Source organism: Muricauda sp. SCSIO 64092 (assembly GCF_023016285.1).
GTDB lineage: Bacteria > Bacteroidota > Bacteroidia > Flavobacteriales > Flavobacteriaceae > Croceivirga.
The window spans coordinates 5286330-5309132 of record NZ_CP095413.1 but is presented as its reverse complement, the minus strand read 5'-3'; the positions used below and the strand labels follow the sequence as shown (position 1 = coordinate 5309132).

General features: G+C 46.6%; 13 protein-coding genes. 4 read left to right on the top strand and 9 right to left on the bottom strand.

The annotated features are described in order from the left end of the window. Positions 1 to 119: 119 nt before the first annotated feature. Positions 120 to 1097 (bottom strand): RHS repeat-associated core domain-containing protein, encoded by a 978-nt coding sequence (locus L0P88_RS22150; RefSeq protein WP_247132064.1) that lies wholly within the window; start codon positions 1095 to 1097, stop codon positions 120 to 122. Between the two features lie 465 nt (positions 1098 to 1562). On the opposite strand from L0P88_RS22150, the gene L0P88_RS22145 reads away from it, so the two are divergent. Continuing rightward, positions 1563 to 2255 (top strand): hypothetical protein, encoded by a 693-nt coding sequence (locus L0P88_RS22145; RefSeq protein ID WP_247132062.1) that lies wholly within the window; start codon positions 1563 to 1565, stop codon positions 2253 to 2255. Positions 2256 to 2280: 25 nt separating this feature from the next. On the opposite strand, the gene L0P88_RS22140 is transcribed toward L0P88_RS22145, so the two are convergent. From L0P88_RS22140 to L0P88_RS22105, 8 genes are all read right to left on the bottom strand, one after another. After that, positions 2281 to 3165: a toxin-antitoxin system YwqK family antitoxin gene (locus tag L0P88_RS22140; protein WP_247132060.1), complete on the bottom strand. Its 885-nt coding sequence runs from the start codon at positions 3163 to 3165 to the stop codon at positions 2281 to 2283. Continuing rightward, positions 3152 to 4588, bottom strand: coding sequence for an RHS repeat domain-containing protein (locus L0P88_RS22135; protein ID WP_247132059.1), 1437 nt, complete (start codon positions 4586 to 4588; stop codon positions 3152 to 3154). Before L0P88_RS22135 ends, L0P88_RS22140 begins: the two co-directional genes overlap by 14 nt. A 177-nt stretch (positions 4589 to 4765) precedes the next feature. Further along, entirely contained in the window at positions 4766 to 5230 is a 465-nt protein-coding gene (imm9, locus tag L0P88_RS22130; RefSeq protein WP_247132058.1) for an Imm9 family immunity protein, read from the bottom strand. A gap of 6 nt (positions 5231 to 5236) precedes the next feature. Next, on the bottom strand, positions 5237 to 7855 hold the full coding sequence (locus tag L0P88_RS22125; protein ID WP_247132057.1) for a hypothetical protein: 2619 nt from the start codon (positions 7853 to 7855) through the stop codon (positions 5237 to 5239). Positions 7856 to 8125: 270 nt separating this feature from the next. Further along, positions 8126 to 8662 carry a hypothetical protein gene (locus L0P88_RS22120; protein WP_247132055.1) on the bottom strand — a complete coding sequence of 179 codons (537 nt, stop codon included), beginning with the start codon at positions 8660 to 8662 and terminating at the stop codon, positions 8126 to 8128. Positions 8663 to 8664: 2 nt separating this feature from the next. Further along, complete coding sequence (locus L0P88_RS22115; protein WP_247132054.1) at positions 8665 to 15048, bottom strand: DUF6443 domain-containing protein; 6384 nt, start codon at positions 15046 to 15048, stop codon at positions 8665 to 8667. Positions 15049 to 15127: 79 nt separating this feature from the next. Then, entirely contained in the window at positions 15128 to 18640 is a 3513-nt protein-coding gene (locus L0P88_RS22110; protein WP_247132053.1) for a hypothetical protein, read from the bottom strand. Further along, positions 18637 to 19134 carry a hypothetical protein gene (locus L0P88_RS22105; RefSeq protein ID WP_247132051.1) on the bottom strand — a complete coding sequence of 166 codons (498 nt, stop codon included), beginning with the start codon at positions 19132 to 19134 and terminating at the stop codon, positions 18637 to 18639. The genes L0P88_RS22110 and L0P88_RS22105 overlap by 4 nt, the downstream gene beginning before the upstream one ends. An 867-nt stretch (positions 19135 to 20001) precedes the next feature. Here L0P88_RS22105 and L0P88_RS22100 point away from each other — a divergent pair. From L0P88_RS22100 to L0P88_RS22090, 3 genes are all read left to right on the top strand, one after another. Next, positions 20002 to 20919, top strand: coding sequence for an EamA family transporter (locus L0P88_RS22100; protein WP_247132050.1), 918 nt, complete (start codon positions 20002 to 20004; stop codon positions 20917 to 20919). Continuing rightward, positions 20916 to 21131: a DUF1080 domain-containing protein gene (locus tag L0P88_RS22095; RefSeq protein ID WP_247132049.1), complete on the top strand. Its 216-nt coding sequence runs from the start codon at positions 20916 to 20918 to the stop codon at positions 21129 to 21131. The genes L0P88_RS22100 and L0P88_RS22095 overlap by 4 nt, the downstream gene beginning before the upstream one ends. 199 nt (positions 21132 to 21330) lie before the next feature. Beyond that, positions 21331 to 22779, top strand: coding sequence for a hypothetical protein (locus L0P88_RS22090; RefSeq protein ID WP_247132048.1), 1449 nt, complete (start codon positions 21331 to 21333; stop codon positions 22777 to 22779). The last annotated feature ends 24 nt before the right edge of the window (positions 22780 to 22803 follow it).

Sequence of the window (22803 nt, the reverse complement as noted above, 5' to 3'; positions counted from 1 at the left end):
TTCAGGTAATCGTGTATGTGAGAAATCCCAATAATAAAAAAGCCACAACATACGTCATGGCTTCTGTTAGGTTTTTTTGTTTTTTGCCTACTCGATACGGCACTCGTCGCAGACGAGCGCTAGCGGGGGGCGCCATAATCTGTATTATATCCTCTAGAAAAATTAATATCTACCCCATTATGGTTTTTAGTTCTCCCATTTCTAGTTCTTGGTCCAAAAGGGCTACCTAACCTTCTATACCAGTTTCTGAACATTTCTGGTACTGGCCAAGGAATGGTCCCAGCATAATCGCTGAAATATATAGGGTTGTTGAACCCAAAGTTAAAAGGTGATTGGTTACGCATGAATTCAGCCAACGGATCCATATTCCCCCACCGTCCAATATCGGGCATATAATTTCTGGCCCCAAAATCATAGGTGTTGAGGTCATGCCCCTCATCAAACTCCTTGCCCCCAAACTTCCAACGTTGGGCCACACTGTTCCCCAAAGCACTTATATTACTATTGTACCCTTTATGTTTAAGCCCAAAAGGATAATAGTTGTTCTCCTCAACAATCTCAAGGGTTCCGTTGTTATCGGTGTACGATAGCCGTACATTCCCCAAGTGGTCCCTATACTGGTAGACGTAATCATAGCCACCGCTGCTATTGGGCATCACGTAGCCCTCCGGGTGGCTGAAGAACTGTAGGGCATTATTCTCATAAACGTAGTTACCCGCATAATCGGTCGTGGTCGAAACACCGTTGCTGTAGGTCATTTTCTTTAGCTTCGTTCCAAGGGCATCGTAAATATAGGTAATCTTTTTAGCACTGCTGTTGTCAAACTTTACCTCTGTGGGCAGGTCCAGGTGGTTATAGCCAATCCCATCCACACTGGCCGTCCCAATGCCCTTGTTCAGGTCACGGACCATATTGCCGTTGGCATCGTACCAATAGTCATGGCCATCGGTGTTGCCATCCTTAAAGCCATAGGTTTTGTTCCCATTGTCCAGCACCTTGGTGGGCTTGTTGCCACTGCCGTAGGTATAGACCAGGTCGTCCATGGTACCAAAACCTGTATTTAGGACCAAGGAAGGACTTTCAACGGTCCAGCCCAAACGCTTCAATTTGCCTATGTTACCATTCTTGTCATAGATGATGCCGGATACGTTGAACTTGCCCGTATTGTCCGCTGCGCTTATGATGCGGTTCAGTCCATCATAGCCGAACGAGTACCTTTAACTTACAGGGTGACCACTTGCATATGTACTGGCCGTCTTCCATATAATCTGGGAGATGTTCCCGTTAAAAAGTGCAGTAGAGTTCTCCTCCACCCCAAAATTCTGGGGGTCGTTGTAGTTTATCCTAAAGGCAAAGAGTTCACTACAATGTAAGTCATTATTGTTTAAATTTACACTAGATATACATTGCCATGACAAAGAAAATCCGGTTCAACGTATTGGGTGCCTTGGTCGCTAAACGTGAGTTCACGGTCACCCTAAAGACTGTACTCCAAGATATTGAGTGAGCCAGTTCATCCATCCGCTCCTAGAGCTAAGTCCAATATCCCCAAAAAAGCTTTGGTGCCACTATTGTTGTTTACAACATTTGTCGTTGTGGTCAAGTTTAGGTTTGAGCATTACAACTTGATGTTTCCCATAGTGGCCATGTGCATATTGGCCTTTTTACTCAAAAAACATAATCTTTCCAGAGATTTTAGAATTGTTTTTTGGGCACTGCTAACCATCAATTTTCTATGTTTTGTTTTTCCTGATAGGACTTTATATAAGCTCAGAAAGAGCCATCGCTATTTTTGGTCGGAAGAGCCTTTGGATTTATCGCACTTTAAGATAAAAAAGAACATGGAAAACGATACAGTAGCCATTGTCAATCCAACTGTTGGAGGTGCTATCAGCAGGGTCTATAACTACCCGCCCGCCATTCTGTTTGCTTCGGACCGTAAGAACCATTCATGGATTGACACCTTTCAATTCAACAACACAGATGTGGATAATAAATTGTTAGAACGCACATTGCAGCATGAGAAACGACATCTAGATATAATGGAAATCTATATCAGAGGTGCCCAGGATAGTTTGGACAAGATGATTTTCTACTCATATGACCAAAAATATGAGGTGGTGGAACACTTCTTCAGACTTTCTGAGAAAGTACAGAGAGCCTTTGATGCTGAAACAGATAATGGCACCATTGATAAAGAAGTCGAAAAATGGGATAAAAGAATAACCGAACAGTTAAGTCAAAATAGCTTTTGAAGCAACCACGCCCTAATTTGGTTTTCTACCCTTTGTCCGATATGTCTATGGTGTCGGAGACTTTTACATTTTCGTTAAAAAACGTTTTCTTCTCCATTATTTCCATTTTTATGCTATCCTTACCAACAGTATCCTTTACTTTACTGAGATACTCGTAAAAGAAGCCCTTTAGTCTTCTATTTGGTTTTTTCAAATTGTCGGTAACGATACTGTTTCCGTCCATTACAATCGTGTCCAACCGAACATTGTTCAGATTACTAAAATCCTCTGCGAGATCTTCTCCGATGACCATAGCTATCTGGGCCTCTTTCATTGAAGGAACATAATCAATCTTTAGACGATAACGGTCCGTATTGTTGATTCTACTGATTTTGAACTTGTAAAAGTAACTGCTGTCAAGAACAACTTCACCTAAATCATTGTGATGATACCTAGTATTTAGGTGGCTTTTCCCTCCAATATTAACATACCCCATGCTATCCTTAACATTTCCTTCTTCTGAGTATATGTGGGACATTCCAACTTGCTGGGGAGGGTCTGTATCTAAAAAATTGTTTTTCGCTGCCATATTTCCATTTTTATAGAAGTATATCCCATAGATACTATCTTTAGCTCTGATTTCCTTGTAATGGAGTTCGCCAGTCTCATAATATTTTAGGGCTGAATCTACAGGAACCCCATCCTTAATCTGAATGACCTGTTTTAACTGTCCATTCTTATAAAAATCTTTGTAGGTGCCATCCTTTACACTATCGGCTATTCTATATGGAACCTCTGAGAGCAATTCCCCTGAAGGATAATAATGACGTTTTACAAAGTGTGTCTTCTCCTGACAAGAAGATAGCATCACAGCACAGACCGCTAATATTATTGCCTCTTTGGATTGTTTCAATAAATTAATTACTACCATTGCCTAAAAGAATTTCATCTACTTTCTTTTTTGTTTGCTCATTTTGAGAGCTGACGCTCTTGTTCACATTTTTCACTTGGTCTTTGGAAACAGTTGTGTCTCTGGTATTCGGTATTTCATAAACATATGGACTCCCTAAATCGTTGGTCCCTGATTCACCTACACTATACGTTGTTATGGTCATTGTTGTATCAGGTTCTGATTTATTCGCTGTTTCCATTGAATTGCCCCCAGAGGCATCAACAGCATCGGCTGAATTACCAACATCACTTGCTCTATCAGCACCATCACCAAATGAACTGGCGGCATTCTTTTTATTAGGATTCTTCGCTGTTGTCATACCATCGCCCTTACTTCCTTTTTTGCCGCCAGCAATAATCGTTAAAGCTTCTAGCCCAGTTACGTTTACCTTATCCGTGTTTCCATCTGTTTTGGTGATTAAATCTTGGACTCCTGATTGTTCCCCGCTATCTGTTTCAAATTCGTAACCGTCACCACTGCTCCTATCTACACCTGACCCTTCAACTCTAATAGGATCCATTCCCAAGAACTTTCTTCCAGCATTTATCAGTCCCATTGTTATTCTAACGCCATAAGTAGGAATAGGACTTGGATTTCCACAGCAACCTGTCGGGGACATTCCATCATAATCTTGGAAGTAAATCGGATTGTTGAATGAAAAATTATACGGTGAGTGCCTTCTCATCTGTTCGGCCAAGGGGTCAAGGTTCATCCAGCGCCCTAAAGCTGGATCATAATTTCGAGCCGTTATATCGTACCAGTTAAGATCAAGTTCTTCTTGATATTCCTTACCACCAAACTTCCAACGTTGGGCCACACTGTTCCCCAATGAACTTACATTACTATTGTACCCTTTATGTTTAAGCCCAAAGGGATAATAGTTGTTCTCTTCAATAATCGTTGGCGTACCCGGGTTACTCGGATCATCCGTATAGGACAGCCGTATGTTGCCCAAATGGTCCCTATACTGGTAGACATAGTCATAGCCCCCACTGCTATTGGGCATCACATAGCCTTCCGGATGGGGGGAAAACTGTAGGGCATTGTTCTCATAAATGTAATTGCCCGCATAATCGGTCGTGGTCGAAACACCGTTGTTATAGGTCATTTTCTTTAGTTTCGTTCCAAGGGCATCGTAAATATAGCTGATCTTTTTGTTGTTATTGTTGTCAAACTTTACTTCTGTGGGCAGGTTCAGGTGGTTATAGCTTATCCCATCCACACTGGACGTCCCAATGCCCTTGTTCAGGTCACGGACCATATTGCCGTTGGCATCGTACCAATAGTCCTGGTTGTTGGCCGAGCTGTTCTTAAAACCGTAAGTATTGCTGCCCGTATCGTTCACTTTATAAAGGCGGTTGCTTACCTCACCGTTATGGTAATCGTAATCCAGAATGTCCATGGTACCGGAGAATGAGGTGACCTGTCCGCTACCGTCCAGGGCGGTATACCCTTTTTGCTGCAGGTTCTGGGAACGCGATATGCTAAGCTAATCGCGCACCAGTGGGACTAGCGGTGAGCGGGTGGGCAATAAAAAAGCCAACACGGATGGTGCTGGCTTTTCTCTCCCTTTGATTTCCTATTTAGTTTTCACTTTAGTACCATCTATTGAGAATCCAAGTTCTAGGCTACGATGAATCCCCTTATTTATACATTCTCTGACATAATCTTTACGATTGTCATAATCCTTACAATCAATATTCAGGTATTCAACATTCTTTAACGGTTTATTTCCTGTTCTTGAAATATGTTGATTGGGCAAAACACCCCATTCAACCTTATCTTGTAATGGAATAGGCACATGTATTATAACTGATTTTAATTTCTCTTCCTTATCAATAGGTATTTTATTAAAAATCCTAATTTCATCTGCCTTTACATAGGATGCTACGAACTCTAATTCCCAATCAACTAATTTTTTAAGCTCAAGATTATTTATTAGTAGCTGTATCTCTTTTAAAATAGATTTGTCAATATCTACTGTATCGAATCCTTTATTTAAAAAGTCAATTACGTTCGAAATATGTGTTATCGTTACCTTCATATTTGATTAGCTTCCATTGTTAGGCTTATAAGACTTGTCTCTTTCTCTGTTCAAAGGTAATTCATTACCATTTTCTCTAAGGTTCCTTACTCTAGCCGCTTCTGCTTGTTTAGCTTTCTTGGTTGTAGTAGTCCCTAAATCTTCAACAACTTCTCCAGTGGCATTCTCATATCCCTCTTTTTTGGCTTTCCTTGTACTTGTATGTACTCTTCTGATAGTAGTGCCATCTGCCATCACATCATCAGCATCCGCTTTGCCGACCTTTAATATTTCATCACTTTGTTTAACTTCATATAAAACAAAGTTACCCTCTGCGTCATTAGCATTTTTATTTACTTTTTTGACGTCACTTGCTACTTCGATAGCATCATCTGCTTTCGAAACTGACCTACCAAAAAGTTTGGAAAGTCCTTTCAGTACTGCACCACCAATTTTCGTTGCAACGAACGCACCTATGACCAAATCCTCCGGCCCTGGTAAGAATAACGAAGCAGCAGCAGTATCCGCTGCAATAATATCTTTACTGGTATTGAGCAAATCCTCAGGTGATGTTTCCCCTGTCGTCAAGGTATTGAAAGACTGGTTCAATAAGGGATCTCTGTTGAACACATGGTTCTCCGCACCTTCCAGTTCGATGCCAGATCCCAACTTGTTCTCCTGAAAGGCATAAACCGCATTATAAGGATAGTTGCTTGCCTTGGGATCTACTTGCCAAAACCTGCCTATAGATGGGTCGCTGACACGGTATTTCCACTCATGGATATTGAGTCCAAGATCTTCCATGAAATCCTGTCCCTGATAGGTCTTCAAGTTGTTCTCCACACCGTAGGAACCGCTGTTGTAGCCCTTGTGTTCCATGCCGAAGGGGTAGTAGTTCTGCTCCCTCCTGATTTCGGAACTGTCCACGCTTCCATCCCCATTGTCATCAGCGTAGGTGATACGGGTGTTGCCCCAGATGTCGGCATAACGGTAGACATACTGCCAAGAACCTCCATCAGGTTCGATATAACCTTCGGGCTGCGTAATCTGTTTCAGGTTACCGTTTTCGTAAACATAGTTGCCATTGTAGTCCGTGGTCGTGACATTGCCCCCTTGGGTCGTCCTCTTCTGGAGCTTCGTCCTATCGGCAGCGTATACGTAGTCAACAACACCGTTGTTGGCTCCTGCATTGCTCACGGTTATCTTGGTGGGCATGTTGAGATGGTTGTACTCGATACCGTTGGCCGCAATCCCCTTATTGAGGTCGGACGTCATGTTGCCGTTGGCATCGTACCAATAGTCCTGATTGTTGGCCGAGCTGTCCGTAAAGCCATAGGTGTCGTTCCCATTGTCCAGCACCTTGGTGAGCTTGTTGCCATTGTCGTAGGTATAGACCAGGTCGTCCATGGTACCAAAACCTGTATTTAGGACCAAGGAAGGACTTTCAACGGTCCAGCCCAAACGCTTCAATTTGCCTATGTTTCCATTCTTGTCATAGGTGACGTTGGCCAGACTATAGTTCCCTGTATTGTCCGCTGCGCTTATGATGCGGTTCAGTGCATCATAGGTATAGTCATAGGATTTCAAAGAACTGTCGTCACTATTGGCCGTCCTCCATTGGGTCCGGCTGATATTGCCGTTGTACAATGGATTGGTCCCTTGGTTGTAACCAATCCTAAAATTAAACAATTTGGCGGTGTTACCCACATCGTTGATGTCCGTAAGCCACCCCCTAACATTATAGCCATAGTTAACGTCCTGCAGGCCCCCGCCCACCTTTTTGCTTACCAACTGGCCCAGGTCATCATAGCCGTTCTCCACAATCGTTTCGGTATGCGAGCCTATGGTCTGCTCTTGTTTCAGCAACCGGCCCCTATGGTCATAGCTAAGACTATCCGTAGTGACCAGGGCCGCATTGGTCCCCCTGGTATGGGAGGTCTTGGTCCGTACCACCTTGCCCCCAAAGTCCAGCTGGGTCTCCACAATATCGGTCGTGTTCAGGTACCCGTTCTTGCTGGCCGTATAGATGGGCCTGCCCTTGACATCATAACCGGTGATTGTAGTAATCCAATTGGAGGTGCCCAGCACCCGTACCTTGCCCACCGTGGCCAGGCCCCTGGTATTGGTGGCCGTGGCCTGCTCCAGCACCTTGGTGGGAACGCTAAGGCCATTGGCGTCCACATAGCCGTCGTAATGGTTTATGGTGTGGATCTTGGAGAGGTCCGTTTTGGGATAGGCACCGTTTCCGTAGTGCACCGAAACGGTATTGGACTCAAACTTGGTGGGTGTGGCCGATGGCGATTCGTACTGGGCGGCCACCTGATCCGCCGCGGTCTGGTGGGCGCTCCGGGAACTTGTGGAGCTTACCAGTCCGGTATAGGCCACCCGCCCAAAGGCATCGTACTTGGTAAACAGCCATTGGTCATTGGCCTTGAGGTTCGGATCCCGGGTCAGGATGGGCCGGTCCAGTTTGTTGTACACGATTTCTTCCCAACCCTTGCCCGGCACTTTCTTTTCCACCAGGCGGTTGCGGTGGTCGTAGGTGTACTGGTAGCACAGTTCACTGAGCTCCGTGGCACTCACCCCGTCACCGGTCACCACCTTGGGCGGGAGGGTATAGGTCAGGTTTCCAAAATCGTCGTACACATAGTAGGTGTCGTGGGCCGTTTCGGTGCTCTCGACCAGGGCGTAGGTGCGCTTTAAGATTACGCGGCCCTGTTTGTCGGTAAACTCCTCCGTGCTGTGCAGTTTTGAGGTCGAAGCGTGGTTTTCATCATAGGTGGTGGTCCTATAGAGCGTCCCGGCGGTATAGTGACCCTCGCGCTAGCTGGGGGGGGCGTATTCCAAAAGGACATCCAAAAACAACTCGCAAAAAAACCACCCGAAAGTGGCTCAAATAATCTATTATAACTGGTTTCAGTAATTGGATAGATTTACCCCAAAATTATGTGTACTTCCATTTTCATCTACATAAACATATATATAGAATTTAGTATTCATCTTTAACCCAGAAAATCTATACCATGTGTTATTTTCTAATTCACCGATAGTTACTTCTTCTTGTGCTTTTGACGACCAATTTAATCCTTCTTGATTTGGGTATAAGGAACTCTTATATAGCCATTTCCAACCATTATCCTTGTTGAAATAAACTTTGCCTTTAAGTTTAGATTTATTTGGATAAATGTCATTTAAGCCAGAGTATGAAGCATAAAAGGAAGTATCAATTTCAATTTTATCTACAATATTCCAATGATTAGGTTCAATTTCAAAATCTGAAGACAGAACATTCAATGTACTGTCTATAACTTTCATCTTGGTAATTTGGATGGCATTGTTTTGACTATTCCAATAGTCATTTTCAATATACTCTTTAGTTATTTTTATTTTGTTACAACTGCTAATAGTCAAAGTAGTAATTACAACAAATAAGAATTTAAATATTTTTAGCATAATTACTTATTTTCTAACCTTTTGCTCTCAGCAGCACGAATAATAGCAGCTCTGCCTACACCACTATTAGCAGAGTATCTTAAAAAATCTCCTGTATTCAGAATAGACACTTTCGCCATATCCTGTGGCTTATCTGGACTTAAACCTAAACTTTGCATCCTAGTAGATTTCCAACCCTTGTAGTTTGCTAATGTTCCAATAAATAAACTCTGGCCCGCTAAGGCTCTATACATCTCTCCTGAAAAACCACCCCTAAAAGGTGTTTCTAATCCATACTGTCTTGCTAATGGTGCTGACGAAGTTAATACACTATTAACCCTATCTACCATAAGATCATCAGCAGCTAATGTTCTTGTATCTTCTACAAATCCTTTATAGTTAGAACTTGCCACATTTGCATAATCTCTATCATGCTCTTTAGCTATGGCATCAGCTAAATCAACTGGTTGAAATGAAAAATCGTCATTGCCTGCCCAATCTGTAATAGCACCTGCTCCCGAATAAAGACCATGACGAGTGCTATCATCCCTAAAATCCCATCTTTCACTTTTGTTACCATCAGCCACATTGAAATAAGTATGCTTTACCCCTTTCCCTTCTGGCCCATAGGAAGCTGCATTGTCAAGACCTTGATATGTACCTCCTGCAGCTTCAATTTGCTCCTCCGACATTTGATAATAACTAATATCTAAAGTCGCAATATGTTCATCTCCATCCATAATATGAATACGTGATACATACTCCAAACCTTCAAGTTCAATACCATCAACAACCCTGTTTTCAGAAAAATTGTAGGTTCCGTTGTGTGGATAGCTATCGGCAACAGGGTCAACACTCCAAAATCTTCCGATTGCTGGGTCATAAGTTCTAAAGGCGAATTCGTGTACGTTTAACCCAAGGTCCTCGGTAAACTCTTGGTCTTGGAACGTCTTGTAATTGTTCTCAACACCATTTACCACATTGTTATATCCCTCGTGGAACATTCCGAATGGGTAGTAGTTGTTCTCCTCCATGATTATAGGCTGCCCTGGGTTACTCGGATCATCGGCATAGGACAGACGTACGTTGCCCAAATGGTCTTTATATTGGTACACATACCGATATCCGTTGTTTTCCACACTCACATAGCCCTCTGGGTGGCCAAAGAACTGTAGGGCATTATTCTCATAGATGTAGTTGCCAGCATATTCTGTAGTAGTACTTCCCACAGTCTTTTTTAGTTTAACCCCAGTGGCATCATAAATATAGGAAATTGTACCGTTATGTTGTGCATTATTGATCACAACACTGGTGGGAAGGTTTAAGTGATTATAGCTTATCCCGTCCACACTGGCGGTCCCTATGCCCTTGTTGAGGTCACGCACCATATTCCCGTTGGCATCGTACCAATAGTCATGGCCATCGGTGTTGCCATCCTTAAAGCCATAGGTTTTGTTCCCACTGTCCAAAACCTTGGTCAGCTTGTTACCGGCATCATAACTATAACCCAACATGTCCATTGCACCGAAGGTGGTCGCTGCGGGATTGGTATGGCCATTTCTGTTCAGTTCGGTAATGTTACCGTTCTTATCGTACAGAGCGGTCATATTATAACGGATCGTATTGTCCCTGGCACTGGTAAGCCGGTTCAGCGCATCATAACCGAACGAGTATCGTTCACTGACAAGGTTGCCCGTATTGTTGGGGCTCGCCGTCTTCCATTGAACCTGCGAGATGTTGCCGTTAAAGAGTGCCATTGGGTTCTCGTTGCCCCCAAAATTGGTAGGGTCGTTGTAGGCAATCTCCATCCCCCAAAGGTCACCGCCCGCGGCGGTTCCGTTGTTTATGGACTTGAGCCACCCACGAACATTGTACCTATAGTCCACCTCCTGTAGCGCGGTTGGTGAGCCTGTCGAACCACCGCCCACCTTTTTTTGTGCCAACCGGCCCAGGTCATCGTAGTGGTTCTCCACGATGGTCTCGGTATGCGAGCCTATGGTCTGCTCCTGCTTTACCAACCGGCCCCTATGGTCATAGCTAAAATTATCCGTGGTGACCAGGGCCGCATTGGTCCCCCTGGTATGGGAGGTCCTGGTCCGTACCACCTTGCCCCCAAAGTCCAGTTGAGTCTCCACAATATCGGTCGTGTTCAGGTACCCGTTCTTGCTGGCGGTATAGATGGGCCTGCCCTTGACATCGTAACCGGTGATGGTCGTGATCCAGTCGGCCTGCCCTGCGGTTGCCGAGGGGTCCAGCACCCGTACCTTGCTTACCGTGGCAAGGCCCTTTACGTTGCTGGCCTTGGTTTGCCCCAGAACCGTTGTGGGTACGCTAAGGCCATCGGTATCCGCATAGCTATCGTAATAGTTTACCGTATGGATCTCCATAGCAAGTGTATTGGGGTAGGCGCTATTGGAATACAGTACCTTTTCGTCTGCCAGGGTAGGGGAGCTTGTCTGGCGGGATTCGTACTGGGCAGTAGCATTGTTTGCCGCTGTTTGCAGGCTGGCCCTATTACTGGTGCTACTTACCATTCCGGTATAGGCCACCCTGCCAAAAGCATCGTATTTGGTAAAGCGCCATTTTCCCTGCACCCTTAGGTTGGGATCCCGGGTCATGATCGGTTGGTCCAGTTTGTTGTACACAATCTCTTCCCAGGTACTTGCCGTACCCTTACCGGGGAGTTTCTTTTCCACCAAGCGGTTGCGGTAATCGTATCTGTACTGGTAGCAGAGTTCACCGAGTTCCGTGGCACTCACCCCATCACCGGTCACCACCTTGGGCGGGATCACATAGGTGAGGTTCCCGTAGTCATCATACACATAATAGGTATCATGGGCCGTTTCGGTACTCCCCACCAGGGCATAGGTACGCTTGAGCACCACACGGCCCTGTTGGTCCGTAAACTCCTCCGTGCTGTGCAGTTTTGAGGTCGATGCGTGGTTTTCATCATAGGTGGTGGTCCTATAGAGCGTCCCGGCGGTATAGTGGCCATCGGCGACCAGGCTGGGGGTATAGGTACTGTTGGCAAGGGTGGTGGTGACCTTGTACTTCCGTACCTCGTTGGCCGCGTTTGTAGCATAACCAAATTCAATTTCATGTCCCCCGCCCATGCGCCAATCGTACCCGGGGGCGGCCTGTTTCAATACCCGGTCCAGGGGCGAGGACTCAAAGGCCCTTTCCGAAAAAGGATTGGGCGTTGCCGATACAATATCATCCGAATAATTGGCCACATAATAGCTATCGGTATCCGTTTCCGCCGTGCCCCGGAAACTGCCAAAACTGCCCGAGGCCGCTTTATGGGGCAGCCATTCCCTGGCCTGTCGCCCATAGGCGTCATAGCCCATATGGGTGACCAGGTCCTTAAGCTCCTCACTGTACGCGGTCCCGGCGATGATGTTCCCGAGGGCATCCTCGGTACCGTCCAGTTTCTGGAGCACGGGATCATGGAAGTACTGCCGTACCCCCACATCGGTGGCATAGTAGAGGTAGCTCCGAAACCTGGCGGTGGTGGTCGTAGAGCTCCAGGTATATTCGGTACCGTCGATTACCTTGTTGCCCTGTAGGTCGTAGACTCCGCTCATCCCACTGTCGCCACCGGAATGGCCCACCGGGTGTACGATGCCCACCAAAAGGTACCAGGTATCCAATTGCGGCAAGTCCCCGGACCAGAAATAGGGATTACCGTTGGCAGAGCCATTAAGGTTGTTCACGTTCTGGGTGCCATGGTAGGTACTGCCATTCTGGGAATGTGTACGTTTTACCCAGACCGTATACCGGTAGGCCGCATTTTTGTCCACCGCAAAATAATCGGTGTTCCAACCCCCATCGGCATGGTTGTCGGCCTCATTGCCGCATTCCCATAACAACGATATGGCCCCATGGGGATCGGAGCCGTTGATCCTTTGGTTCTCCACGGTACTGCCGTTCTGGTTGAAGAAGGCGGTACCGCCACTTCCCGGGGTCCAGTCCATGGACCATCCGGGCACATTTGAGGCATGGATAAGCTTTTGGGCCTCCCTCCCGGACCCCTTGATGGCCACCTGCTGCTTGCCACGGCCCAGTCCATCAAAGTAGGTGATCCCTTCGATCACGTCACTGTTCAGGCCTATGGGGTCACCTTCCTTTAAAGCGGTTTGGTAGCTCCGGGTATGGATATAGTTCTCATTGCTTTTGGTCACGGGGGCATAGGCGCCGGAACCCGGGGCGGGACCCGTTGTCCCAAAATGGGCACCGGCCACCGAAACGTTCCTGTCATCCCCGTTCTCCACATAGCCCGTGGGCCGGGAACAGGCCTGGATGCTGTTGGTCGGATCCCCAAAGCCGTCCCCATCGGTATCGGCATACCAAACCGCCCCCTTGTTGATGGTGTAGTTGATCGACAGTGCCGGGGCCCAACAGCCCGAACTGTTGTTCCTTGCCCTAAGGTAGTATACCGTGCCGGAGGTACGGGTAATGGAACCATTGGAATTTGAAGTGCTGGTCCCCGATGCGCTGCCCTGCCAGTACCAGGTGGTATTGGCCGGTGGACTACCCGAACGGGTAAGTACACTGTTGTCGCAGTTGTTGGTCACACTCGGGTATGATGGCTGTGGGGGAACCGCTTTTATGCTATAGCTTACCGCCCGGGCCGGGCCCCAACAGCCCGTACTGTTGTTCCTGGCCCGGAGGTAATATACTGTGCCGGAGGTACGGGTAATGGAACCATTGGAATTTGATGTACTGGTCCCCGATGCGCTGCCCTGCCAGTACCAGGTGGTCCCACTGGGGGGGTTGCCACGGGTCAGTACACTGTTGCCACAGTTGTTGGTCACGCTGGGTGCCGATGGCTGCGCGGGCACCGTATTTATGCTATAGCTTACCGTCCGGGAAGGGCCCCAACAGCCCGAAATGTTGTGCCTTCCCCTTAGGTAGTATACCGTGCCACTGGTACGGGTAATGGAACCATTGGAATTTGATGTACTGGTCCCCGATGCGCTGCCCTGCCAGTACCAGGTGGTCCCACTGGGGGGAGTGCCACGGGTCAGCACACTGCTACCGCAGTTGTTGGTCACGCTCGGTACTGATGGCTGCGTGGGCACCGCTTTTATGTTATAGCTTACCGTACGGGAAGGGCCCCAACAGCCAGAAACGTTGTGCCTGGCCCTGAGGTAGTAAACATTGCTGGAGGTGCGGGTAATGGAACCATTGGAATTTGAGGTGCTGGTCCCCGATGCGCTGCCCTGCCAGTACCAGGTCGTGTTGGCCGGTGGGCTCCCCGAACGGGTAAGTACACTGCTGCCACAGTTGTTGGCCACGCTGGGTGCCGATGGCTGCGCGGGCATCGTCTTTACGCTATAGGTCACCGTACGGGAAGGGCCCCAACAGCCCGAACTGTTGTGCCTGGCCCTGAGATAGTATACCGTCCCACTGGTACGGTTAAGGGTCTTTCCCGCGTTGGAGGTGCTGGTGCCCGAACCGGATCCCTGCCAATAATAGGTAACACCACTGGGCGGGTCGGCACGTACCAGGGTGGTGGTTCCGCAGTTCGCGATCGATGATGGCACTGGCGGCTGGCCGGGAACGGATTTTACACTATAGCTTACCGCCCGTGCCGTGCTCCAACAGCCACTGCGGCTCCTTGCCCTGAGGTAGTATACCGTACCACTGCTGCGCGTTGCTGAAATTTTGGAGTTCAATGTGCTCACGCCCCCTGCGGTATCCTGCCAGTACCACGTGATCCCCTTTGGTGGGCTCCCCGAACGGGTCAGTTCACTGTTGCCGCAGTTGTTGGTCACAGTTGGTGTCGGGGGCTGCGGGGGCAACGTAGTTATGCTGTAGTTGACCGAACGGGAAGGGCCCCAAAGGCCCGTACCGTTGTTCCTTCCCCTGAGATAGTATACCGTACCAGTGGTACGGTTAAGGGTCTTTCCCGAGTTGGAGGTGCTGGTGCCCGAACCGGATCCCTGCCAGTAATAGGTCACCCCAGAAGGTGGGTTTGCCCTGATCAGTTGGGTACGGCCACAATGTTTGGTGACCGTGGGTGTCGGGGGCATCCCCGGGGCGGCAGGGGTCACTGTAATTTGCAGCCCCGTATATTGGGGTGACCCACCACTGTTGAAACCAACTCTTAAAAAGTCTGTGCCGGCACTGTTAAAGCGCAATCGGACACTAAAAGTGGATGAACTCAATATGGTGCTCCCACTGGGCTTCACCCAGGAAGTGTTGCTTACCGCTCCTGAATAATTCAGATAATACGTATGGGTCGTTCCCTCAACTACCGTTGTGGGGCCGCTGATGGTCTGGCCCCCCAGCTGTTGGGGAACGGTCATGGAAATAAGGGACAGGGCCAACAGCCCCATTCTTGCCCAGGCCCATTTTGTAAAATGGCCCATGACGGGTGATTGTGGTTGAAACGGTCTTTTCATAGGTTCACTAAGTTTTTAGGTTGTGGGGAAGGGATAAGGGGTCTTTTAAAAGTGATATAATGGCCAAATGTCGAAACCGTCAGTTTTTGTAATGATACTCATAGTCAGTCACCAGGTTGTTATCGGCATCCTTGACGGATTTAAGGCGGTTAAAATCATCATACTCATAAAAAATGGCATAGCCCTTTGGGTCGGTCATGCTCGTCACCCCCACTAAAGGGTCGTAGGTGTAGGTGGTCACCATTGCCTTTGAAGCTACGGAGTGGTTTCTTATAGCTTTCAGGGCATTCCTAAGTTGTTGCTCTTTACAGGAAGAATCACTGCAGTTGTCATTATCGGCATCCGAAGCGATGACCGCAGCATTGATCAACGCCTGTACCGTTGCGGCATCGGACGAGGTAAAGTTTTCGAGCTTGGCAATGGGATATTGTTTGTTGTACCCCCAGATGTAATAGCGGTGTGCACCATCTTCCCTGGAGACTTCCTGTGGATTGCCCTGCGCGTCATAACCATAATGGACAATACGCGGTTCAACGTTGTCATTGCCCTTCGCGGTCTGTACGTTCTTTGGCAGGAGCATGCCGCCAAAGGAACCGTACAGGTTGCGCTGTACCGAAACCAACTTTACGGTAGGCAAAAGGCCCTCCAACTCATAAATCTCGGTCTGTATGGGTATGGTTTTCCTATTGTCGCCGCGCAAAAGCCCAATTACGGAAGCGTCCGTGGCATCAAGATTGCCCCCTACGGTCAACGCGGTGCCAATATCGTCAGGGTAATGCATCTTGGTCCTTGACCCATCACCGCTTGAGTCCCTGATATCCGAACTGGTCACCTGTAAGTGTGCGGAGTTGCCATAGGTGTTGGTCGTTACCGTTACATTGGGGTTATTGCCATCCGTATCGTAGCGTGTGGTAGTCACCTGGCTACTGCTCATATACTCATTTATGATGCTGTAATGGTTTTTAATGTTGGGATTGGCACCAAAGCCATCGGAAAAACCGCCGCCATTGTAGTAATTAACTGTAATTTTAGACCAATCATATTCCCATAATGCTGCTTTTTGCTCATCAAAAAATTCCGTCCCCATGCCATTTGACCTATGGGTCAAAAGTCCCCTGACCAGTAACTGCTTGGCCTCTTGCAGACCGGTATAGGTATCCACAATAGTGTCCTTATATACCAGGTCGTTGCTGGCATTGTACACCCTTTTGGACTTCAAGCTACGTTTATGGCCTTTGTCCTGTAAGGGTGCAAAGGGAAAGCCCAAAGCGGCCGAGTTGCTGTTCCTTGTGGTACCATACCGATATTCCGTTCTCCCCAAGGTCTGGCCACTGCCGTTCTTAAGTGTCTCGGTGACCTTCCCGTAACAAACGGTGCTGCCGGAAATATTCAGATCGTACAACGAGCGGTCAAACACCCTTATAATATTGCGTTTGCTGCCCTGTGCACCTGGAGTGGCACCTCCCCAAAATTCCTGTTTTGTGTATGATTGCGTGGGCAGGCCACCTGTGTGCACAAAGGTTCCGGTACTGTTGCCATTTCCGTGGGTATAACCATATTCTTTGATTTGTGCGATACCGTTTTCGGTCCTATTGGTAATTTTTTTGATGCGCAATCCCCCGGCAGGAGCGTTGAAGAACTGTTGCCCACTACCACCATAGAGCCTGTCATAATTTATCCGTATCTGGGGACCATAGGCATTGAACCCATCATTGCTGCAGATATATCTATAACTGACCAAGATCAGATCTTGGCTGCCGGTATTCTGGTTTACAAAAGTTTGGTTTTGAACGGTAACGGGGTCATGCTTATAGAAACCAGCGTCCAGATAGTATCCGGTCCCATCGACGGTTATGGCCGTACTACCTGCCCCGCGAATGGTCACAAAATTTCCGGAAACCACGTCTTTGGGGTGCGTGCCCCCAAAAGCGTTGGCGGGGATATTGGGGAAGTTGATGGTCACGTCGACCGATAAATTGACAACCCCTGTCACATCAACTTCGCGGTATATGTACGCATTATGGTTTCCTTGGCAGATGCCCGATTCTGAGTAGATTTTGGTGATTGGCTCGGTAATCGGCATGGTCGTGCTACTGGCACGCACTTCATTGGCCTCAAACTCAAATTCCGTATAACCTCCTGTAGGATAATATACGCGTTTGAGACTGCCCGCCAGTATCCGGTCCGGGTGCGAATTCAAATCTGCGCCGTTATAGCTGGTATATGGTGCGGAAGGCAGTATTTTTTGTGCGTCCCTGCCATTGTAATAGCCCCAATAGTCCCTTTCCAGAGAATTGATATGGGGCAGTTTTTCGCTGTGATATTCAAAACGGTAGACCTGCTTCACTACATCGGTCTTTCCGATAATGGTTACCGAATCAAGGCGCATCCGTTTTTTTCCCTGTAGGTTGTTGGCAAAACTCTCGACATAACCGTTCTTGGCATTGAAATAGGAATGGTGGAAAATGGCCTTTTTGATCTGTTGCCCATATTTATCGAAAAGGGTAATGGACTTATAACGGAAGCCCCGGTTCGCCATTTGGTCTTCCCGGTCCTCGGCCGTCTCCAGTACCAATTTGGCCCCACCAACGTCATTATGGTCATAGGCCCGGATCTCTTTTAGGGCCTTGGTCTGGTAATCTACCGAAGTCGAGTTGACCCTATGAAAATAATTGGAGGAAATGGCCTGTGTGAAAAAGCTCGGAATCCTGCCTGCATTAATGGTAGGGTCATAATCGTTGTAGTAACTGTAGTTCCACTTCGAATAATCAAAATCATCGTAGTCGAACAATATATAACTGTCCGAGGTCATGGAATGGATCTGTGAAAGGTTCCATGCCGTGGCCGTTTTATGGGTCACGTTCGTAGGACTTGTATGTAGTACACTTTCCTGGTCGTAGAACCAATATTCCAGCCCGTTGTCCCCGGTCACATGAAAACCGTCCATGTAACCGGCCCCCGGCAAAAGGTTGCTCCTTACATTTTTCTTGAAATCGAACTTGAGGTTCTGTTGTACCGGATATATCAATACATCATTGGTGCCGCCGCCCTTGAAGACGAATTTTCCCGAACGGTCCATAAAGTTGAAAAAATAGACATCGGATTGGCCGTCCACCTCTTGGCCCACAATACGATAGTCCAAAAAGAAGACCTCGTGGTTGCCATCTTCATAGGCCAATGTCGGCTTCACATTATAGTAATTGTTCAAAGTGGCCGAACCATCGAACAAAAAGCTTGTGTTTTTGGTTTGAAGGTCACGTTTCTTACTCCTGTCATCTGCTCCTCGCACCGATTTGGAGATAGTGCCCCCGGCGTTCAAGCTCCACCCGAGACCAATGGACGTGGCCTCTTGGTTCACCTTAATGCCCCCTGTATGGTAGGCTATGTACACCGGTACGGTAATATCCCCAGACGTGAGTTCAAATAGGGGTATCGATACCGGTACGGTACCGTAATTTGTTGCTACTGGATATTCTCCAAATTGACCCAATGCGGCAACATCAGGGGTCGGGGGGATTACCTTGGGCAAACCCTGTGCGTAGGGTCTTATGCCAAAGCATAGCAGGCTAATCACTAGAAGTGTTCTTTTCATTTTCTTATGTTATATACCATTTCATTTTCAGTCTTATAGCTGAAAGAGCTTACTGGATTGCTCCATGGAGAATACCACCCAATATGGATTTCGCTACATCCACAACTCAGAAGATTGCCTTTGGCAAATCTTAATTTTACTATAATAGTATGACCAAAAAAAGTGTTGAAATCGGTTGAATTGGGGACGAAAAAGGGAATTGGAGGGACATCCCAAGGGCCGGTATCGAAAAGGTGGAACGGATCCTGGTCGGGGATTCCATAATTTCCAGAAGGAAGCGTATTGTTTATTTTAAAGGGAATGTAGCCAACAGGAAAATCCCCATTAAACTTTTTGATGGCATTTTTAAAACCAGTGCTAGAGGATTTTGGTCCACTCCCCGCTCTGAAAATACTATCAGGTTTGGGAACTGAAAAATTGGCCCTGATTTCTTCGGTAGGAATGTTTCCTTTTACGGTAGGATTTGCATTCGGGGGGTAGGTGTTACCTTTCATAGGCGTCCATTGAAAAGGTGGTGGATGCCTCGTTGCTAGCAACCATCTCTTTATATCGATTCTTGTCCCCAAAATCAGGATATGGGAAAGGGCAGCAACAAGGGTCTGCGTATGGCATTGGGCTGGGATAGCTTTTATGGATAGGGGTTTTCCCTTGGTGATATCCCATAGCGCTGAAAAATGGGGATAGAATAGTATACGCTGGAATAAGTATTCTGGTTGAAGTGTGCATGTACGGCAAAAGAGTTAGTGGCCGCGAATTTCAAGCACTGGGGGTTGAATCAAAAACCTAATGTAACAAGCGAAAGTTCAGGGGGATGGTTGGGCGATTATCAGGGTTACATAGCCCATTCGCACCGCATTCAACTGGGATGATGCCACAGGGGATCGGGGCAGGGAAAATCCTGGAAAGGAAAATGGCCAACGGACAAACCTTGTCCGGTAACAAAGTGGAGCTAAAGCACGGCCGGGTCCGGGGAACTACCTTAGTTTAAGGGCGGAGGTTGTCCCCTGCTTTAAACATCTTTCCATCACCTGGAATGATGTAATCCGTATTTTTTAAAAGTGTTTTTCTACTTTCCACCAAGGCCTTCATATCCATATCCGTTGACTGGAGATGGTCTTTTTGGTTGGTAAATTAATTAGTTCTATATCTTGAGCTTTACAGCTACAAGGCACAATCAACAATAATAAAAAAGAGGCAATCTCATTGTGGTGTACCTTCTAAATGATACATATAAAAGATTCTTATTTCCCCCTATAGACTAATCGCAATTCCATCGAAATCCAACAAGCTTTTCAATACTATTGCTCCAAAATTTAATTATTAGGCGTAATATTGAATTCCATAGCCATTTCTTTTAATCAATGCAGGAAAAGAAAAAGACCACGCTCATTATTTTAGCGTTCTTTGCCATCTACGTGATTTGGGGCTCCACCTATTTGCTGAACAAAATAGCGGTTCAGGAAATCCCTCCTTTCTTTTTGGCAGGGATACGTTTTGTTACCGCCGGTATCTTGATCTTTGGCATGGCGCTATTAAGTGGAAAATCGATAAAGGTCTCCAAAAAACAATTTTGGAATTCGGTATTCCTGGGCTTTTTGTTCCTCAGCTTTGGCAATGGGGTAGTGGTTTGGGCATTAAAATTTGTGGACAGCAATTTTGCCGCCCTGGAAATATCCGCCCAACCCTTGGTCATTTTATTGATGATGTGGATCCTACAGGGCAAAAAAATCCAACCTATGTCCTTATTCGGCGTGTTTTTGGGGATGTTGGGGATTTATCTACTGGTAAGTCAAAGGAATATCCTGGGACAGGAGAATGCCGTTCTTGGGATGCTTATGATCTTTGGTGCCATGTTGAGTTGGGCCTATGGAAGTTTGTTTGTGGCCAAGGCCGATCTACCCAAAAACTATTTTGTAAATACGGGCTATCAAATGCTGACTGGTGGGGTGTTATTGTTTATCATCAGTTTTGCCTTTAATGAACCGTGGTCGTCCCCCACAACGTGGTCAGACGGGGTGCAATGGTCCATGGTACTTTTAATCATTTTTGGCAGTATTGTGGCATTTACCTCATTTAATTTCCTATTACGGGTGGTTTCTCCGGAAAAAGTGGCCACAAATACCTATGTAAACCCCATTGTTGCCATGGTGTTGGGCTGGTATTTTTTAAATGAACAAATCAGTGTGCAATCCATTGTTGCCGCTATCATTCTCCTTACGGGCGTTTATTTTATCAATACCAAGAAAACCCTTAAAATCCTGAATCGGTTTAAAAAATGAGGCGTATCCCATTGCTTTTCCCCTTGGGAGAATGGAATTCCTTGACTGTTGAATGTTTTGGGAATGAAATCAAGGTTTGGGTCAATGGCGACCTGGTAAATCATGGTTTTAATGCCACGGCCAAGGAAGGGAAAATAGCGCTACAAGCAGAAGGTGCTGAAGTAGAGTTCAGAAAGTTGGAGTTGATTTCAATCGCCGGACTTTCGGAATAACCATCCTCATTTCGTGGATTGTACAATTCACTACACCAACGGTACGATCCACTACATTGCATTTTTTTGATTGGAAGTCCACTATGATATTTGTACCATCATCAATCAAAATGGTACCATCATCAATCAAAAAACGAATAGGCAATCATCAAATCGTCCGCTTTCATCAAGGGCGGACGATTTAAAAAAACGAACAATCATGACGTATCTATCAAAACTTATGGTAAGCTTTCTTATAAAGGTCCTTTTGGTATTGGCACTCCTTTACCCTTCCTTTTCGGAAGCACAACGAAGGAGCACTTCCATTAACGTAAACGATAATGGAAAAACAACGATTTCCATAAAAAATGGTTTTGGGAACAACTTTTTTATAGAATACAAAGGCGAAATAGAACTTTCCGATGACGATTCCGATGTAGTGTCCATCTCTAGGGGCGGTTATATGGAGATCAAGAAAACTGCTTTTGGTAGCCGAAGGCGAATAGTTATGGAACCAGATGCTTCTGGAAACCTGGTCAAAAAATATTATGTGGGCGGTTCCCAAAAGAGTTTTGACTCCGAAGGAAAGAAGTGGCTCTCCGAAATATTGTTGGAAGTGGTGCGCAGCACGACACTGGGTTCACAAAAACGGGTGGACCGCATGTATAAAAAGGGCGGATATTATCCCGTTTTAAAGGAGGTGGACGAAATCTCAAGCAATCACGTGAAGTCCCGATATTTAAGACTCCTTTTGGATAAACGATTGGATGAAAAAGGTTTGATTTCTACCTTAAAAAGGGTAGGGGGGATTAGCTCTGACCATCATAAAGCGGAAATTTTAAAACACAATGCCAAGGCCTTTTTGTCTTCGGATGCCGTAACCACGGCTTATATCCAGACTACGGGTAAAATCAATTCTGACCACCATAAGGCGGAAGTCCTTAAACGTTCCATTCAGGACCGTGAAATTTCGGACAACCAAATGAAGGCGTTGTTCGGAATTGCTGGGGATATCGATTCCGATCATCACAAGGCCGATGTGCTGTTAAAAGTCCTTAGCAGTCGGTCCTTAAATCCTGAGAACACCAAATTATTGATTTCAACTTCCAAATCCATTGATTCCGACCACCATAAGGCATCCGTTTTAAAGAAGGCCCTTTCAACAAATAATCTGTCCTCAAGTGCCCATCACTCCCTATTGTCTTCCGTGGACAATATGAGTTCTGACCATCACATTGCCAGTATCCTCAGTGATATGCTAAGGGAAAAACTGGATCAAGAAGCATTGTCCCATTTATTGGAACAAGTGAAGGAAAATATATCTTCAGATATACATCAGGCAAGCATATTGAAAAAAATAGCCCAGGAACAGGAGTTGGGCATGGCTTTGGAGACATACCTATCCACATTGCGAAATGTAAACTCCGATCACCACAAGGCTTCCGTTTTTAAACAGCTTTCCAAGCGTTCCTACTCCAATGGGGACCTTGTCCAGATTTTAAAGGCAACCCGGAGTATTAATTCCGACCATCACCATGCGGAAACATTGATGGCTTTTGCACCGTCGGTAAGGGGCAAGTCCGAAAGTGTTTTGGACGCTTATCACCATTCCAGCGATGGTATTTCGTCGAATGCTCATTTGGGCCGTGTTTTAAGGGCCATCAGATAAACCTATTCCTTTATGGACCGCCCA

Coding starts and splice junctions, on each gene's coding strand:
- imm9 (WP_247132058.1), bottom strand. CDS start 5,230: ATGAAGGTAACGATAACACATATTTCGAACGTAATTGACTTTTTAAAT.
- L0P88_RS22115 (WP_247132054.1), bottom strand. CDS start 15,048: ATGAAAAGACCGTTTCAACCACAATCACCCGTCATGGGCCATTTTACA.
- L0P88_RS22120 (WP_247132055.1), bottom strand. CDS start 8,662: ATGCTAAAAATATTTAAATTCTTATTTGTTGTAATTACTACTTTGACT.
- L0P88_RS22135 (WP_247132059.1), bottom strand. CDS start 4,588: ATGGACATTCTGGATTACGATTACCATAACGGTGAGGTAAGCAACCGC.
- L0P88_RS22110 (WP_247132053.1), bottom strand. CDS start 18,640: ATGAAAAGAACACTTCTAGTGATTAGCCTGCTATGCTTTGGCATAAGA.
- L0P88_RS22105 (WP_247132051.1), bottom strand. CDS start 19,134: ATGAAAGGTAACACCTACCCCCCGAATGCAAATCCTACCGTAAAAGGA.
- L0P88_RS22100 (WP_247132050.1), top strand. CDS start 20,002: ATGCAGGAAAAGAAAAAGACCACGCTCATTATTTTAGCGTTCTTTGCC.
- L0P88_RS22140 (WP_247132060.1), bottom strand. CDS start 3,165: ATGGTAGTAATTAATTTATTGAAACAATCCAAAGAGGCAATAATATTA.
- L0P88_RS22090 (WP_247132048.1), top strand. CDS start 21,331: ATGACGTATCTATCAAAACTTATGGTAAGCTTTCTTATAAAGGTCCTT.
- L0P88_RS22095 (WP_247132049.1), top strand. CDS start 20,916: ATGAGGCGTATCCCATTGCTTTTCCCCTTGGGAGAATGGAATTCCTTG.